16 protein-coding genes are annotated in these 16,660 nt (G+C 63.4%); 9 read left to right on the top strand and 7 right to left on the bottom strand.

Annotated elements, in window-relative coordinates; all coding sequences use genetic code 11:
• Positions 1–69: 69 nt before the first annotated feature.
• Positions 70–810 carry a hypothetical protein gene (locus JXQ94_RS05660; RefSeq protein ID WP_421922837.1) on the top strand — a complete coding sequence of 247 codons (741 nt, stop codon included), beginning with the start codon at positions 70–72 and terminating at the stop codon, positions 808–810.
• 19 nt (positions 811–829) lie between these two features.
• Here JXQ94_RS05660 and JXQ94_RS05655 read toward each other — a convergent pair whose 3' ends face one another.
• Positions 830–1,150: a DUF1244 domain-containing protein gene (locus JXQ94_RS05655; protein ID WP_421922836.1), complete on the bottom strand. Its 321-nt coding sequence runs from the start codon at positions 1,148–1,150 to the stop codon at positions 830–832.
• A gap of 40 nt (positions 1,151–1,190) precedes the next feature.
• Between JXQ94_RS05655 and JXQ94_RS05650 the strand changes: the two genes are divergently transcribed.
• The 4 genes from JXQ94_RS05650 to JXQ94_RS05635 are packed head-to-tail and all read left to right on the top strand — an operon-like array spanning position 1,191 to position 3,990.
• Positions 1,191–1,985, top strand: a complete 795-nt coding sequence (locus JXQ94_RS05650) for an HAD-IA family hydrolase (protein WP_421922835.1) — start codon at positions 1,191–1,193, stop codon at positions 1,983–1,985.
• Complete coding sequence (locus JXQ94_RS05645; RefSeq protein ID WP_421922834.1) at positions 1,982–2,749, top strand: ATP12 family chaperone protein; 768 nt, start codon at positions 1,982–1,984, stop codon at positions 2,747–2,749. Before JXQ94_RS05650 ends, JXQ94_RS05645 begins: the two co-directional genes overlap by 4 nt.
• 51 nt (positions 2,750–2,800) lie before the next feature.
• The gene (locus JXQ94_RS05640; RefSeq protein ID WP_421922833.1) at positions 2,801–3,469 is read left to right on the top strand and encodes a 2OG-Fe(II) oxygenase; all 669 of its coding nucleotides are present in this window, start codon (positions 2,801–2,803) and stop codon (positions 3,467–3,469) included.
• A gap of 5 nt (positions 3,470–3,474) precedes the next feature.
• Positions 3,475–3,990 (top strand): GrpB family protein, encoded by a 516-nt coding sequence (locus tag JXQ94_RS05635; RefSeq protein WP_421922832.1) that lies wholly within the window; start codon positions 3,475–3,477, stop codon positions 3,988–3,990.
• On the opposite strand, the gene JXQ94_RS05630 is transcribed toward JXQ94_RS05635, so the two are convergent.
• Together JXQ94_RS05630 and JXQ94_RS05625 are read right to left on the bottom strand one after the other, a co-directional pair.
• Entirely contained in the window at positions 3,983–4,771 is a 789-nt protein-coding gene (locus JXQ94_RS05630; RefSeq protein ID WP_421922831.1) for a hypothetical protein, read from the bottom strand. The two genes, JXQ94_RS05635 and JXQ94_RS05630, sit on opposite strands and share 8 nt — an antisense overlap.
• A 13-nt stretch (positions 4,772–4,784) precedes the next feature.
• Positions 4,785–5,879 carry a GNAT family N-acetyltransferase gene (locus JXQ94_RS05625; RefSeq protein WP_421922830.1) on the bottom strand — a complete coding sequence of 365 codons (1,095 nt, stop codon included), beginning with the start codon at positions 5,877–5,879 and terminating at the stop codon, positions 4,785–4,787.
• 146 nt (positions 5,880–6,025) lie between these two features.
• Here JXQ94_RS05625 and JXQ94_RS05620 point away from each other — a divergent pair, with 146 nt between their 5' ends.
• The 3 genes from JXQ94_RS05620 to JXQ94_RS05610 all read left to right on the top strand — a co-directional run bounded on the left by JXQ94_RS05620 (position 6,026) and on the right by JXQ94_RS05610 (position 10,263).
• Positions 6,026–7,558 carry an acyl-CoA carboxylase subunit beta gene (locus JXQ94_RS05620; protein ID WP_421922829.1) on the top strand — a complete coding sequence of 511 codons (1,533 nt, stop codon included), beginning with the start codon at positions 6,026–6,028 and terminating at the stop codon, positions 7,556–7,558.
• 49 nt (positions 7,559–7,607) lie between these two features.
• Positions 7,608–8,867, top strand: a complete 1,260-nt coding sequence (locus JXQ94_RS05615; protein WP_421922828.1) for a hypothetical protein — start codon at positions 7,608–7,610, stop codon at positions 8,865–8,867.
• A 142-nt stretch (positions 8,868–9,009) separates the two neighbouring features.
• A complete protein-coding gene (locus tag JXQ94_RS05610; protein WP_421922827.1) occupies positions 9,010–10,263 on the top strand; it encodes a serine hydrolase domain-containing protein in 1,254 nt (417 codons plus the stop codon).
• 57 nt (positions 10,264–10,320) lie between these two features.
• Here JXQ94_RS05610 and JXQ94_RS05605 read toward each other — a convergent pair whose 3' ends face one another.
• The 4 genes from JXQ94_RS05605 to JXQ94_RS05590 form a co-directional block, all read right to left on the bottom strand.
• Entirely contained in the window at positions 10,321–11,526 is a 1,206-nt protein-coding gene (locus JXQ94_RS05605; protein ID WP_421922826.1) for an efflux RND transporter periplasmic adaptor subunit, read from the bottom strand.
• Between the two features lie 9 nt (positions 11,527–11,535).
• On the bottom strand, positions 11,536–13,914 hold the full coding sequence (locus JXQ94_RS05600; RefSeq protein WP_421922825.1) for an ABC transporter permease: 2,379 nt from the start codon (positions 13,912–13,914) through the stop codon (positions 11,536–11,538).
• Between the two features lie 17 nt (positions 13,915–13,931).
• A complete protein-coding gene (locus JXQ94_RS05595) occupies positions 13,932–14,681 on the bottom strand; it encodes an ABC transporter ATP-binding protein (RefSeq protein ID WP_421922824.1) in 750 nt (249 codons plus the stop codon).
• A 75-nt stretch (positions 14,682–14,756) separates the two neighbouring features.
• The gene (locus JXQ94_RS05590) at positions 14,757–15,698 is read right to left on the bottom strand and encodes a fatty acid desaturase family protein (RefSeq protein ID WP_421922823.1); all 942 of its coding nucleotides are present in this window, start codon (positions 15,696–15,698) and stop codon (positions 14,757–14,759) included.
• A gap of 358 nt (positions 15,699–16,056) precedes the next feature.
• On the opposite strand from JXQ94_RS05590, the gene JXQ94_RS05585 reads away from it, so the two are divergent.
• Positions 16,057–16,575, top strand: coding sequence for a hypothetical protein (locus tag JXQ94_RS05585; RefSeq protein WP_421922822.1), 519 nt, complete (start codon positions 16,057–16,059; stop codon positions 16,573–16,575).
• Positions 16,576–16,660: the final 85 nt, after the last annotated feature.

Raw genomic sequence — 16,660 nt, 5'->3', positions numbered from 1 at the left:
GCCAATTCGAGCTTTCGGGCGTCGACAGTGCTGCCCACGAGTGGTGTCCTGCGCGCGACAGGGGGCATCATGGCAACATGTTTCACACACACGCTGATCGCAGGGCTGGCTCTGGGGCTGGCAGGCAGCGCATCAGCTGCGGGTCAATCCATCGGCGAACGGGTCAATCGCGCGGAACTGGCCGAGGGCGGGTTCAATCTCGGCCTCTTCAATGATGGTGAGCGTGACGGCTTCATGCGCTATGGCTGGTATTCCGACGATGATGGCGTGCATTTGTGGGATCGCTCCATGATTGTCTCGCGCAGCGATTATGAGAGCTTCTCGGCACGTCTGGACCTTCAGGACCTGACGCCTGAGCATGTCGGGCTGCGGTATCACAGTGGCACTCGCTACTATCTGGTCGACGCCGCGTTCGCAGAGGGCCAGGTGACCGGAATGCGGAGTCTGCACGGTCCCGCGGAGGCCCCCCAGTCTGCCCCGATCGATCATGCCGTTCATGATGGCGCGATGGTCCGGGGCGCCTTTTTCATGCTGGCGCCCGTGCTGGACATGGAGCCGGGCGACAGGGTCAGCTTCGACTGGTGGGTCCCGATGCGGGATGTCTATGAAGCGGTCACGCTGACCGCCATGGAAATCATCTCCATCGACACGCCGGCAGGGCGTTTTCAGACTGTTCGGATTGAGCAGCGCGGCGGAACACCGGCCAATGACATCTATGTCGACGAAGCGAGCGGGCGTGTCGTGCGTATCGATGTGGTCGGACAGCCCGTTCAATATCTCGCTCTGCCGGACCAGGATAGCGCCGGCTAGCGATCGGCGAGGCCGCTGCTCAACCTTGCTTCGCCGCCTGCCTGGCCTTGAAGGCTTCGACCTTTTCCGGGCTGGTCTCGGTCTGGTATTGCGCCTTCCACTCGGCTGGCGGCATGCCGTAGACGCGTTCACGGGCCTGGTCCCGGGTCACGTCGATGCCGCGTTCGGCCGCCGCTTCGCGCCACCAGTCACCCAGGCAGTTGCGGCAGAAATCGGCCAGCAGCATGAGGTCGATATTCTGGACTTCCTTGTGTGCATCAAGGTGCGCCACGAGCCGGCGGAAAGCGGCGGCGTCCAGCGCTGTGCGTTCGGTCTCGGTGATGTTTTCCGGCAAGGTCATGAAAGGGCGTGCTCCGCTTGGCCTGTTACGCATAGCTAGCATGAGGCGGGGCCTGCTTGCCAAGCCGCGCGCAGCCGCCTATGTCGCGGCCAAGCAGACGGAGCCTCGCGGCGTGAGCACACCCCTGAAACTTGCGATCTGGGACATCGACGGCACGATTGTCGATAGTCGCCAGGTAATCCAGACAGCCATGGACCGGGCCTTTCGTCGGGCCGGGCTGGGCGGGATTGAATATGATCGGACCCGCACGATTGTCGGATTGGAGCTGACCGAAGCGGTTACCCGCCTCGCGCCGCCGGACTATCCGGCTGCCAAGGCGGTCGAGCTGGCCACCTTCTACAAGGAAGCCTTCGTCGAGCACCGGGCTGAAGCCGGCTTCCAGGAACCACTCTATGACGGAGCCCGGGAGACGATCGAGCGGCTCGCCGATGAGGGCTGGTTGATGGGCGTGGCGACCGGCAAGGCGCGTCGCGGGCTGGACATCGTCTTTGGTCATCATGATCTGCACCGCTATTTCGATACCTTGCAAACCGTGGATGGCGGTGCCGGCAAACCGCATCCGCGCATGGTTCTGGACGCATTGCGCGAAACCGGGACGGATCCCTTTCAAGCCGTGATGATCGGCGATACCCGGTTCGACATGGAGATGGGCCGCAATGCCGGTGTCCATACGCTGGGCGTCAGTTGGGGGTTTCACACGCCTGACGAGATCGAGGCGGGTGGCGCTCATTCCGTCCATCATGATTTTGCGGCGCTGGACGCCGAGCTGGACGCCTTCGCCGCGCGCGTGACGAGCGGCGAAGCGGCCGGCAAAACTGAAGGAGTTGAGGCGTGACCGAGAATTATGAAACCAAGCCCGGCGTGAAAATTCCGGCGCGCGAAAACTCGCTGCCCAAACGATTCTACAAAGAGGTGAGCATCGCTGAAGCGGAGGGGGGCTATGCGGTACTGCTCGACGGTCGTCCCGTGAAATCGCCGGCCAAGCAGGGCCTGACTTTGCCGACCCGGGCGATGGCCGAGCTGGTCGCCGGCGAGTGGGCGGCCCAGGGCGAGCGCATCGATGCGCCGGCCATGCCAGCCACCCGGCTCTGCTTCGTCGCCATCGACCTCATCCCGGGCGCCCGTGACGCGACGATCGCCGAGGTGACAAAATATGCATCGACGGATCTGGTTTGCTTTCGCGCACCAGAACCGCCCGAGCTGGCGGCGGCCCAGGCGGCATCCTGGGATCCGGTCATAGCCTGGGCCCGGTCAGCGCTCGACGCGCATTTCGTGCCGGCCCCGGGTGTGATGCCGATTGACCAGGACCCGGTGGCCCTTCAGCGAGTGATGCAGCGAGCCGGCGCGTGCGATAATTGGCGGCTGACGACGTTGGCACATGTGACGGCAGTGTGCGGTTCGGCGCTGCTTGGTCTCGCCCTTCTCGACGGCGAGATTGATGGCGACAAGGCCTTCGTCCTCTCCACGCTCGATGAGCATTTCCAGATCAGCCAGTGGGGCGAGGACCATGAAGCCACGGACCGGCTGGCCCGGTTGCGCACGGAATTGCGTGTCATGCATGACGTCCTGCGCGCATTGGACGCGGCGCCGGCGGCTTGATGCCGGGCGCCAGTGGAGTAGGCTGCGCGGCACAGTTTTCGGAGACGGATCATGGCGGATACGGCAACCACGCAAAGCGGCAAGACCGGCCCCGGCGGCCTGCTGGATTTTGACGCTCTGCGAAACGCGAACCTGCGGACGCAGCCGTATAACTATTTCGTCGCGGACGGCGCTCTCAGCGCGGACGAGGCGGGCGATGTGCGCCGGGATTACCCCGCGATCGACAAGCCAGGCTATCTGCCGCTGTCCAAGCTGGAATCCAGCGGCGAGTTCAAGCGCCTGATGGAAGACCTCAATTCGGCCGAGCTGGCGCAGGTCCTGACCGACAAGTTTGGTGTCGACTTCACCGAGAAGCCGCGAATGATCACCGTCCGCAAGGTGTCCCAGCTGTCTGACGGTCCGATCCACAATGACTCGAAATCGAAAATCCTCACCATGCTGACCTATCTCAATGCCGAGTGGGACGGGACCGGTGCTGGCTGCATCCGCGTGCTCAATGGCCCGAAGGATTTCGAGGACTTCACCGAGGAAGTCCCGCCGCTGGCCGGCTATGTCTTTGCCTTCCTGCGCGCCGATAACTCCTGGCATGGCCATCTGCCCTTTGAGGGTGAGCGTTATGTGGTGCAGACAACATTCCTGACCTCCCAGGAGGAGCTTGATCGCAAGGAAAACCGCGGCGGTCTGCAATACTTCCTGAAAAAGCTGAACCCGTTCCAGTAGGTCTGATGACGGTTACCGTCCGCGTCTGGGATCCGCGCTGGCCCGAGCGCTTCGGGCTCGAGCGTGACCGTCTTTGCTCTGTGCTGGGTGAGGTCGCCGGGCGCATCGAGCATGTCGGAAGCACGTCCGTACCGGGTCTGGCGGCCAAGCCCATCATCGACATTCTGGTTGGCACGGACGATCTGGACCTGCTCGACGCCCGCTCTGTCGACATGCGGGACGCGTGCTATCAGGTGAAGGGCGAGTACGGCTTGCCCGGTCGCCGCTATTTCAGGCGTGACGCAGCGGACGGGACGCGGCTCGTCCATATCCACGCCTATCTGCGGCAGAGTGATGATTTCCGCCGCCATCTCGTCTTTCGCGACTATCTCAGAGCGCATCCGGATGAGGCCGGGCGCTATGGCGAGCACAAGCTGGCGCTGTCCAGGGTGGCGGGCCTGGGGAGTCAGCAATACCAGTCAGCCAAGTCTGCCATCGTTCGTGAAATCGAGGCGCGTGCACTGGTCTGGGCGGCTAGATAGCGGCGAGGGTTCGCAGCGGTCCTTCGCGGAAGCGCAGACGGCCTTCATCAAGCCGGTTCCAGATCAGGAAGCCGGTGCCGATAACCGCCAGTTCCGCCAATTCCTGGAAGATGTGGTGACACATCAGAACGCCGCTCAGGACCAGCAGCGCGCGCAGGGGCATCAGGACCCGGTCGCCCCGACGCGCTTCAACGATCGAACCGAGCCGCGCACCCAGCACCAGCAGACCAAGTCCCAGTGCGTAATAGAGCGCTTCCATGGTCGATGGCGGGATGTAGTTGTGCAGGTTGAACTCTTCCTGGAGATTTGTCTGCAACACAGCTTCTGGCGGGGTGAAGCCAAGCCAGTGCTGCCCCCAGCTCACCTCTTCGCCGAAGGCGAGGATCAGGATCAGAGCGGTAATGGCGAGGCTGATGCCGCCGAAGGCCGTGTCGCGATTGCGTTGCCGGATGCGCTCGGCCGTCAGGATCACCGGGAAGAGCATCAGCAGAATGGTGAGATTCTCGATCAGACCTCCATCGCCGACCTCTGGGCGGAAGACGCCAACCAAGGGGCGAACCGAATGATCGAACAGATTGAGGGCGGCGAGCTGCAGCAGCGCGAACAAAGCCAGCATGTCGAGGTTGAAGCTCTGGCGGATCATCCCGACCGGGCCGATCTGGGCGACACCGCGCCAGAGGATTTTCACGGTTATGGCGAGCGCGAGCCCGAGCGCGAATGCAAAGCCGAGTGCCTGCAGAGGCGAGTCGATCGTGCCGTCGGGCGAGAAAAATGAGGTCATCGCAATCAGCCTCCTAGAACGCGTGCACGGCCGCCCACTTGTCGAGGCGGCGGAAGGCCTTGCCAGGCCAGTTGGAAACACGTCCGAGCGGCAGGGCCTGGGCGGTGCGGTCGACAAGCTGACCGGTACGGACAAGGGCATGCGCGAATGAGGGACGCTCCAGGCGCCCCCCGATCACGTCGAAACCGGCATTGGAGAGGCGGCGCTTGAAGTCATAATCACCGGGTCCGAGATGGATCTCTGTAACCCCCCGAGCTTCCAGGAAACGCGCGATCTCGAGATAGAGCGTCAGGCCCGGCCCCAGCTTGGAGAATTCGGGCCAGTAGACCGGGAACCAGTAGTGCAGGGCGCGATCCGAGCGCATGCCGAAATGTGCGGCCGCGAGCTCGCCCTTGATCTCCACCGTTGACAGCAGACCGGCAAATTGAGGTGTGTCGGTGTCGAAAAGGTCCTCGATCAATTGCCGGGCCCAGCTGGCGACAAAGACGTCGAGTGCACCAGTGCGCCGGTATTGCGCGCGCTTGGTCTCGATTACGGCGCGCAAGGCTTCGGGACGACGGTCGTCCAGGCGGAAGACGACATCATCGCCCATATCGGCCAGCTTGCGCTGTCGAGCGCGGATATTGCGCATCGCCTTGGCGTCTTCGCGGGCGCAATCCTCCAGGAAACTGTCATATCCGGCCGACAGGTCCGAGACCCAGGATGTTTCCGGCGCGTGTGTGCCGGCCCGGGCGAAACTGGCCTGTTCGGCGAGGGCGCCGTGGAAATTGAAAATCCCGAACCCGGTCCCGGCCAGCGCGGCTTCGACATCCAGATCCGGCGTGTCGGTAATCAGTCCGTGATGGTCACCGAGGGGGCCACCGATTGGACGGGCAACACCCGAACGGGACAGATGGAGCGGCAGAAATCCGGCAATTGTCCCGTTTCGGTGCAGAATCGCGATGCGCGTATCGGGGCGGGTGCGAGCGACAGCCCGGGTGAATTCGGTGGTGAAATAGGGCGAGCCGAGGGATGGCGTGTTGGCGCGAAACGCGTTCCATGCCTCGCATTCCGACGTGCCAAGCCCGTCAATGCTCACAATCTCGGTCTGCATATTGTGGCCGCCCATGCGTCAGTCCCCGATCCGGTTCTGCCTGTCGAGCTGCAAACCGCACGCCGCGCGGCCTGTGACTGGCGCACCGGCTTGATTGCGCAAGCGTTCGCGGGTCTGCTATCTGGCGCATAACAAGAATCCCGACGGGGGAAGGATTGGCCATGAAAGACGTGATCGAACAGCTCGAAGCCAAGCGGGCTGCGGCTCGCATGGGCGGTGGCGAGAAGCGGATCGCCGCGCAGCACACCAAGGGCAAGCTTTCGGCGCGCGAGCGGATTGAACTCCTGCTGGACGACGGCTCCTTCGAGGAGTGGGACATGTTCGTCGAGCATCGCTGCGTCGATTTCGGCATGGCCGAAAAGAAAATTCCCGGGGATGGCGTTGTTACCGGCCATGGCACGATCAATGGCCGTCTGGTCTATCTTTTTTCCAAGGACTTCACCGTTTTTGGCGGGTCGCTTTCAGAGACCCACGCCCAGAAAATCGTCAAGATCCAGAAGGCCGCCATCCAGAATGGCGCTCCGGTGATCGGGATTTTCGATGCCGGCGGTGCCCGTATCCAGGAAGGTGTCGCCTCGCTGGGGGGATATGCCGACATTTTCCTGCAGAACACACTGGCGTCAGGCGTCGTGCCGCAAATCTCCATGATCATGGGGCCGTGCGCCGGCGGCGATGTCTATTCTCCCGCCATCACTGACTTCATCTTCATGGTGAAGGACACGTCCTACATGTATGTGACCGGCCCCGACGTGGTGAAGACCGTCACCAATGAGACGGTCACCCATGAAGAGCTCGGCGGCGCCTCCGTCCATGCCAAGAAGTCCGGCGTTGCCGATGGCGCCTTCGAGAATGATATCGAGGCCCTGGTCCAGCTGCGTCGTCTGATCGACTTCCTGCCGCTGTCCAATCGCGAAACCCCGCCCAAGCGTCCCAGCCACGACGTCGCCGACCGTCAGGAGCCCAGCCTCGACACGCTCGTTCCGTCCAACCCGAACAAGCCCTACGACATCAAGGAATTGATCGAGAAGGTGGCGGATGAGGGCGATTTCTTCGAGATCGCGCCGGACTATGCCGCGAATATCGTCACCGGTTTCGGCCGTCTCGACGGCCAGCCGGTCGGCTTTGTCGCCAATCAGCCGATGTCGCTGGCCGGCGTGCTCGACAGCGATGCCAGCCGCAAGGCCGGTCGCTTCGTGCGCTTCTGCGACGCCTTCAATATCCCGATCGTCACCTTTGTCGACGTGCCCGGCTTCCTGCCCGGCACGAAGCAGGAATATGGCGGCCTGATCAAGCATGGCGCCAAACTCCTCTTCGCCTATGCCGAGGCGACGGTGCCCAAGCTGACCGTCATCACCCGCAAGGCCTATGGCGGCGCCTATGATGTGATGAGCTCGAAACATCTGCGCGGCGACGTCAACTACGCCTGGCCAACCGCCGAGATCGCGGTCATGGGCGCCAAGGGCGCTGCCGAGATCATCCACCGCAAGGATGCCGCGGACGCCGACAAGATGGCGGCCCACGCAAAGGAATATGAAGATCGCTTCGCCAATCCTTTCGTTGCCGCCGGACGCGGCTATATCGACGACGTCATCATGCCGCACAACACGCGCAAACGCCTGATCTCGGCTCTACGGACGCTTAAGAACAAGAAAGCGGAGAACCCCTGGAAGAAGCACGATAATATTCCGCTTTAGAGCAAGACACACCGGGGGGTGAGCATTGCGGGCCAGAATTGTGATCTTCATGGCTGTGGCCTGGGCGCTGGGTGCTGCGTCTGGTGCTGCCCAGCCCGCGCCAGGACCTGCCAGTGCGGCACTTTCAGCGGATGGCGAGCGAATCGCGATTGTGGTGCACTCTGATGAGCCGGAATTGCTGATCGGCCCAACGGATGCCCCCCTCAGCGCCCTTCGCCGCATCGCGCTCACCGAGCTTGATCTGGATCGGCGTTTCCGAGTCTCAAGCTACAGCAACGGACCAAGCGTGGTGGAGAATGCGCGCTGGTTCGGCAATGTCACCTGGTTGAATGATGACGAAATTCTGCTGGATGTCTGGAGCGAAGCGCGTGTCATCCGGGTGCGGCGGGGCGGCGAGTTCCGGCGCTCCGTCATCCTGTCGACTGACGGTGACCTGATCGCTGAATGGCCTGCGGCCTGGCAGCTTGAATCCCTGATTTCGGGCGATCCTGACCGTGTCCTGATCCGCGAGGCCAGGCTTTTGGACCGTCCCAATTACAATTTCGAAGCCAATGAATTCGGCGTCGATGACGGAACAGGGTTTTTTCGCGAACCCTCCGTGACCGCACGGTACGGGATTCCGATTTATGAGCGTCAGCTATGGCTGGATTTGCCGGATGATGTCGATCCGCATGACGTTGCGACGGGTGTAGACTCGGCCGCCAATCTCGACGCGATGGGAGGTGTTGAGGTCAGCTATGCCCGATCCGCTGCGCGGATGTTCTGGTTTAGCGGGAATGGCCGGGACGTTCTGACACCGGGTTTGATCACCTTGGGCGATCCGGCTGTTTGGCCGGATACCTATCAGTCACATTGGACCGTCCAGGAACGCGGCGTCGGTGGTCTGCTTCGCGATGGAACCGGCATTGTCTTCGCGGCCATTCCTCATGAAGACGAGGTTGCAATCCATATTCACGATGTCCGCACCGGCGAGGTCTCGCAGGTAATGCTTGAAGGCCTTGTCGACGAGGTGTCGCAGATCGGACTCCGGGGCCGCTGGGAAGCCTTCAACGGTTTCCTGATGGACCCAAATACCGGCCGTGCCATTGGCGTGGAATGGCGGGACCCCGTGCCGGTACGCTATTATCTCGATGAGCGCTTTGCTGAAATTCAGCGCCGGGTTGCCGCGCATCTGGCAGGCGACCGGATTGACCTTTGGAGCTGGGATGATGCGCTGGCGCATTTCGTCGTGCGCGCGCGCGGCGTCGAGGGGCCAGCCTGGTATCTCTATAGCGCGGACACCGATGCGCTGCGATCACTCGCTGACTGAGACCGCCTTTCCCGCAGCCATTGCGTGACAGCACGGCAGGTCGTGATGCGGTGCGTCGCCCTCTGCCCCGTATCAATTTGTTGGCGCTAACAACGGTCTGTGACAGGTTTTCCCCACATCAAGGACAAACCGGGAGACGGGCATGCGGATATTGGCGGGAATGGCGATGCTTGTGCTGGCCGCTTGCGGGGGTGGTCCCGGGACAGTCGAGCCACGCATCATCGAGCCGGTTGCCGAGGCGCTTCAGCCCCTGATCGACGACGGCGAGCTCGCCGGTGCCGCCGTCACGGTCTGGCAGGGCGACGCCCTTGTCGGGCGCTGGGGTCAGGGCGTTCGCGACCTTGAAAGCGGCGCGCCGATGGAGACGGACACCATTGTACGCATCTACTCCATGACCAAGCCCGTAACCGCCGTGGCGATGATGCAGCTGTTCGAGCGAGGTCTGTGGCACCCTGATGATCCGGTCACGGCCTTCCTGCCCGAGCTGGCAAATATTGGCGTGTTCCGGGGCCTTGATGAGGACAGCGTGCCGATCATCACGCCGCCGGTTCGCGCGCCGACCATGGCCCAGCTGATGACCCATACGGCGGGCTTTTCCTATGGCTTTCAAGATGGCTGGGTGGATGATCGTTATCGCGCGGCCGAGCTGTGGTCGTCGCCGACGCCCGAGGCCTTCCTTGAAACGCTGTCGACCCTGCCGCTCCATGCCGAGCCGGGCAGTGCGTGGCGCTACTCGCTGTCGATGGATTTGCAGGGCATCATTGTCGAGCGGCTGAGCGGGCAAAGCCTGGCCGATTACATGCGAGATCATATCTTTACGCCGCTGGGCATGCCGGATACCGGGTTTTCGGTCGATCCGGCCGAGGCAGACCGACTGGCCACGAATTATGATTGGCGCGACGGTCGGCTTCAGGTTGAAAACCCGGCCGACGCACTCTTCCTTGACCCGTTCACCCTGCCGGGCTTTGCCTGGGGCGGTGGCGGTCTGTTCTCGACAGCGGATGATTATCTGCGTTTCGGCCGCATGTTGCTGCAGCGTGGCGAGCTGGGCGGCAAGCGAATTCTGGAGGCCGACTCGGTCACGACAATCATGACCAATCATCTCAGCGATGCGGTCGCGGCTGGCGGGTTCGGGATTGGTTTCCAGCAGATACGGCCGGGTTATCAATACGGCTATAATGGGGTCGTGGTCACGGACCCGGAGCGTGGCGGCGTTGCCGTGGGCGAGGGGACCTATCTCTGGGATGGCCGGGCCATGACCTGGTTCTGGGCCGACCCCACGCATGACATCGTCTTTGTCGGCATGGTCCAGCGCAATGCCGGGGCCGGCATGCCGGAACTCCAGCCGCTGACCCAGCGGGCGATGCAGGCGGCGTTCTATCCGGCGGGGGAGTGAGGTCCCGGCGGCGGACAGCAACGCTTTCCAGTCGGCGCGCGGCCTCCCGCCCGACCTCTATTCGATCACGGACCGTTCCCGCACCCCGACGCCGTCGGTAACACCTTCGCCCGGATAGAGAACGACCCGATCGCCCGCGGACAGGCCCTCAAGGACTTCGGCCTGGATACCATTATCCTGGCCGATCACGACCGGGGTCAGGCGGGCGCGACCGGTCTCGATGCGGTACACGGCCCATTCCCGATCATGGCGGAAAAGGGCGGCGACAGGGACTTGCAAGGCATCATCGCGCTGCCAGACCGTGATCGCAGCCTCGACCCGATAGCCATGGCCCAGGGCTCCCCAGTCTTCTGGTGGTCCCGTGAAGTCCAGCACGATATTGACCCGTTGTTCCTCAACGCCCAGAGGGGAAAATTGTTCGAACCCATAGGGTTCCACCCGGCGCACTCGGGCGGGGAGAGGTGGCGCGTCGCGGCGCCAGCCGGTGATGCTGGCTGAATCGCCCGGCTCGGTCTGAACTGCATCTGCCGACAGGAATTCGGCGACAATTTCTAGTCCGGCCAGATCGCCGATCTCGACCAAGGGAGCGCCGGCGGCGACCGGGCCCTCGCTTTCCCGACGGACCTGGAGGACGACGCCATTGATCGGGGAGCGAATGTCGAAAATGGCAGTGGTCTGAGCGCCGGACCCGGCGCCGTGCAGATGGATGCGGGCTGCTTCGATCTCGGCTTCGCGCATGCGGATGGCTGCCTGGGCCCGGTTGGCCGCGGCCTCGGCGCCGCGCAGGTCTGCGGCGGCGCGATCAAGTTGTGCCTGCGAGGCGATCCCGGTTGCGCGCAGTCGGTCAATTCGCGTGTGGTCCTCACGGGCGAGATCAAGCACGGACGCGGCCGTCTGGGCCTCGGCACGGGCTGCCGACAGGGCTGCTTCGGCCAGGTGGATCGCAGCCTCCGCTTCGCCCTGGCTGCGCGTGTCCAGAATGGAGGGTTCGGACGGCAGGATGCGGGCGAGGACATCTCCGGTCTCGATCCGGTCTCCCGCTTCCAGGTCAAGGCGCAGGAGACGTCCGGAGACCGGTGCAGCAATGGCATAGACATCGCGGATCCGGGTTCGGCCCTCATCCCGAATCTCCACCGTCATCGAGCCGGTCGCAGCCGGTGCCGTATCGACTCGGACCGGCTTCGGCCAGAAACTCCAGATGATGGTGGCCAACACGGCCAGGCCGGCGGCGGTCCAGAATACGGTTCGGAAGCGAAGCGTCATGACGGTTTCCTAGTCTCCCGTTTTCAGAGCTGCGACCATGTCGAGCCGGTTGAGTCGAGCCCGGACCATCAGGCCTGAGGACAGGGCGACAACCACGACGACAAGAGCCGAATAGCCGAAGGTGCTGGGGTCGATGATAAAGGGCAGGCGAAACAGGTCCGAGCTCATGGCCTGGGCGAAATACCAGGACAGGCCAGCGCCCAGTGCTGCGCCCAGAGGCAGGGCGAGCAAGGTCAGAAGCGCGATTTCACCGAGCAGGACGTAAGCGACTTCACCGCGGCTGAAGCCGAGGACGCGCAGCACGGCGAGTTCATGCTCGCGCTCGGAAAAGGCGATGCGCACACTGTTATAGACCACCCCGACTGCGATCAGTCCGGCGAATACGGTGTAGATGAAGATTGATGCGCCAATGACCTCGTCCATGATTTCCTGAAAGCGACGCCGGGCCTCGTTTTGCAGCCCGACTTCCGCAACCCCCGGGGCTTCTTTCAGGGCTGAGTAGAGGTCATCGGCGTGATCCGGATCGATCCGGAGAACAGCACCGGTGATCATGTCGCTTTCGCCCATCAGGGCGTTGAGGTCATTGATTTCGATCAGGGCGCCGGATCCGATCAGCGTGGTGACGACATTGCTGACAGGCAGGTAGAGGACGGGGCGGTGGCCCTCGGTAATCTCCACCTCGACCCAATTGCCGGGGCGCAGGCCCAGGGGTGTGGCGATATCGCGCGAAAGAACCAGCCCGCCCGGCGGTGGCATGACCGGCAAACCGTCCGCGCCGATCAGACGGGACAGCATAGCGTCCTGCGGCGACCCGGTCAGCGCGATGCGTTCCTCATGGCCGCCAAAGCGCAGTCGCGCCGGTGCGTGGCGCACCGGCTCGGCCGCGAGCACCCCCGGAAGCCGAGCAATCTCGTGCAGGGCCGCCCGTGACCGAGGCTCGACCAGCGTCACCGAAACATCCTGTCGATTGGCGAGATTGAAATGGGCGTCGATCATCGCGTCCATGGCGTCGAGGAAGTACATGGACGAAACCAGCAGCGCTCCGGATACGGTAATCCCCGCGAGGGTGAAGGCAGCGCGCGCCGGCCAGCGCAGGACATGGCGCAGGATCATGCGCGATTGCTGGTCGAAACGCCGCCAGCGCGCCAGGGTGGCGCCAAGCGCCCGGGAATAATCCGGCGGCTGAGAGGGGCGCATCGCTTCGGCCGGAGAAAGGCGCGCCGTGCGCAAGCCGGCCAGGACAGCCCCGCCGCCGACGGCCGACAGTGTGACGATCAAGGACGAGGCGTAGATGGAGGCAGGCAGTTCGAAGAGCAGGAAGGGAAAGTGGTAGTATTCTATATACATCGCCGCCATCAGGCGGCCCAGCCAAACCCCACCGCCCACACCGAGTGACAGGCCGACAAACCCGATGGCCAAGGCAAATTTCGCGTAGTGGGTGATGACCGCGCGTGAGCTGTAGCCGAAAGCCTTCAGCAGGCCGATCTGGGCGCGCTCCATTGCGATCAACCGGGTCAGCACGACATTCACCAGAAAGGCGGCCACGATCAGAAAGACCGGCGGCAGCAATGACGCCATCGTATCCAGCTGGTTGATCTCGCTTGAGACAAAGGCGTCGGAAAAGTGGTCCTCGCGTCCATAGGCTCCGGGGGCGCCCCACGGAGCAAGTTGCCGGTCCAGTGCATCGAGGATCGCCGGCTCGCTGGCGCCGGGCTGCAGCGTGAAGGCGATCTCGGTGAAAGCGCCGGTCGCGTCGGCGGCCTGTTCCAGAGCGTCGCGGCCCATCCAGGCGACGCCGAACAGGCGCGGATCAGGCACGAGCTGGCCGGGCGCGATGGCATACACATATTCCGGTGACAGGGCGGTGCCGACCACGCGGAACTGTTCGCGTCCTCCACGGACAGTTGCCGTGACCGTGTCGCCGATGGACAGATTGTGAGCGCGGGCGAAACCGTCCAGCAGCACGATCGCGTCGCGTTCGCCGGTAGCGGGGCGACGGCCCCCGGTCAGATGGATCCGGTTGACGGCAGCCAGCCCGGCTTCCGGCAGCGACAGCATGACTCCGGTGGCGGGAGCAGACAGGCCGGGCATATTGAACAGGGCGGCCTCGCGCACCCGGGTCTGGACGCTGGCGATTCCCGGGATGTCCCGTAGCGTCTCCGCGGCACTGTCGGGTGCCCGCACGACCGGAGCCCAGACATCGGCGAACCGGTATCGATCATAATAGGCGTCTCGGGTTTCCTGCAGACTGTCCAGCATGCCGGCAGCGACGACGTGGACGGCCACACCGGCGGCCACCACAAGCGCGATGGCCAGGGCCTGGAGACGGATTGCCCACAAGTCCCGCACCATCTTGCGGTCCAGCCGCGCCGGCAGAGCTGCGGCCATATCCCGACGGCCGCGGCTCACCAGGTCAGGGCTTCCGGGTCGATCGGGTCGTCATTGACCCGTTCTTCGCGCACCTGGCCATCAGCCAGTGTGATGACGCGGTCGGCCATGGCGGCCACTCCGGCATTGTGGGTGATGAGCAGGACGGTGGACCCCAGCTCCCGGTTCACCCGCTTCAAGGCTTGCAAGACCCGCACGCCCGTGGCGCTGTCCAGCGCTCCGGTTGGTTCGTCACACAGCATGACCTCCGGACGCTTGGCGATCGCTCTGGCGATTGCCACGCGCTGTTGTTCGCCGCCTGACATTTCCGAAGGAAAGTGATCGGCGCGGTCGGTCAGATCGACCAGGGCCAGCGCGTCGCGCGCCGGCATGGGGTGGGTCGCGATCTCTGTGACCAGCTCCACATTTTCCTGCGCGGTGAGACTGGGCATGAGATTGTAGAACTGGAACACGAAGCCGACATGGTCGCGTCTGAACCGGGTCAGCTCGGTCTCGCTGATTTGGGTCATGTCCCGCCCGCGGAACTTGAAATCACCCTCGGTCGCGCGGTCCAGCCCGCCGAGAATATTGAGCAGGGTGGACTTGCCTGATCCTGACGCGCCCAGCAGGACGATGACCTCACCGGCCGGGATTGTAAGGTCAACACCCCGCAACGCCCGGACGCGGGTCGGGCCTTCTCCGAAATCGCGGGACAGACCTCGCGTCTCGAAGCAGGGCGGGCCGTCACTTTGGAACCGGTGGGCTGCGGTTGCTTTTGTCCGCGTCACGACCGTACTCCTTCCGGTTTCCGCTACACCCATTGATTGCAGGCTGGTGTAACCGATGCGAGGCGACAAGACGCCTCAGGCAGCCTGCTGCGTTTGTGGTCGCACCGCCTTGGCCAGCATCGCCGGATAGCCGCGGGTGACGCAGGCATAGCCGTCATAATAACCGCCTGACGCCAGCAAGCGGTGCAGTCGCCGCAAATTGTAGGGCGGGACGGCGGCGAACATGTGGTGTTCCAGATGGTAGTTGACGTTGTTGGGCGCCACCAGAAGGCGCTCGAACCAGCGCGCGACGGTGGTGTGGGTATTGAGGCGCGGCTCGGTATTGTAGCGGTCGATGGCGACGCCGTGTTCGCCGATATTCCTCAGCCGCATGATCGCTGGATAGACGAAAATTCGGGCCCCCCACCAGAGGGCGTAGGCCCAGACCGCACCCGCCGCGGCAAGCGATGCGACCAGCACGAGCTGGAAGGTGAGGAAGGGCAGCTTGGCGCGCCAGTCCGGCTTGCGCCAGGCCATGATCAAGTCACGGGTAGCGGTCCGGCCGGTGAGGTCGCGCGTGAATTTACGGCGCAGGCTGTCACGTGTCACCGGATAGGACTTCACCAGACCCTGGTCCGGGTCCGCGTCCGTGCCGGCATGTCGGTGATGGTTGAGGTGGTAGTCGCGATAAAGCTGCAGCGGCACATCGACCGCCGCTCCGCCGATCCACTGCCCCGCGAACTCATTGAGCCCGGGCGAACGGAAGAGCGCGTTATGAGCGCAGTCATGCAGCACGATGGAAAGGCCTAGCTGACGGCCGGCGATGATCAGTATGGCGACCAGAAAGGTCAGCGGGTTGGGCCAGATGATGGCAAGCGTGAAGGCAGCGGCCAGAAGCGCGATATTGCCGCCCAGCATGAGCACCCCCTGCCAGTTCGTCGTTCGGGATAGCGCGCGCAGGTCGTCTCGGCTGACGCAGTCAGACAGTTTGCGGTCATTCCCAACCGGGTGGGGTTGGGCTGGGGATGGGGTGCTCATCGCGTCCTGCTGTTCTCGTGCCCCTTGGCCGGGGGCGTTCCTGCCAGTCTCCCTCAGAATACCGATCAGGAAAAGGCATCGATTGCCGGCCGTTCCTGTGCCGCGCGCAAGGCGCGATGCCATGAGCCTCACCATGGTGCCTTGCCGCGCAGTCGGGCCAACGCCAAGGGGCTCCCGGCGAGACGTATCGGCGAGGCGCGTGCCTGCCGCGAGGCGTCATAGATTATGCATGCAAAGCAAACCCAATTGACTTCATGGCCCATGTAATGACACCGGTGTCAACGAATGGGCGCCGGGTCGCTCGGATCCCAGGTTTTGTGGGCAAGAACTGGGAAGCGGCAAGGAAGGCCAGGATTGCATGGGCAAGCAAAAACAGCAGGGGAAGTGGACAAGCATCAAAGCCGTGGCGGTCTTGGCGACAGTGCGGGCGGTCTATTCGTTCGGGTGGTTGATCGTTGCCTTGCTGGTAAGAGCCGGCGTGGTGGCGCCATGGCTCGAAGTTCTGAACTATGCGTCCCAGGCGTCGCCATGGCTGTTCGTCGGATGGGGTGTTTATGCTGCTGGCTATGCGTTCGCCACCCTATTGGTCTGGCAATCCAGGCTGCGGCTGGCGACGGCGATCTACGTCCTCAGCTATATCTTGAATTCATGCATATGGTTCGCCTTCACATCCTTTGCCCTGACGCTGGTTTACGGCGTTACCCTGGTTGCCATTCTCGATATGATCACAAATACGATCGATCTGGGGCTCATCGCCTGCCTTGTCATGATGCAGCCACTACGGCACGTGTTGAGACGAGAGTCGGGTGTCGAGACGTCCCGCACGGAAACGGGCGCGCCCCGGCAGGCGACCTCGCGCGTGGTTGGTGAAGGTTAGGGGGGTACCGATCCGCTCTGTCAGAAAGCCGTTCGCAATCAGGTTTCCGGTCAAGTCCATCCAACCGGGGGAGGACGTGGGCGAT

The sequence above is a fragment of the Maricaulis maris genome, assembly GCF_049116555.1.
Lineage (GTDB): Bacteria > Pseudomonadota > Alphaproteobacteria > Caulobacterales > Maricaulaceae > Maricaulis > Maricaulis maris_C.
Note: the sequence above shows the minus strand (reverse complement) of the source record. Positions and strands in the feature narration are given on the sequence as shown.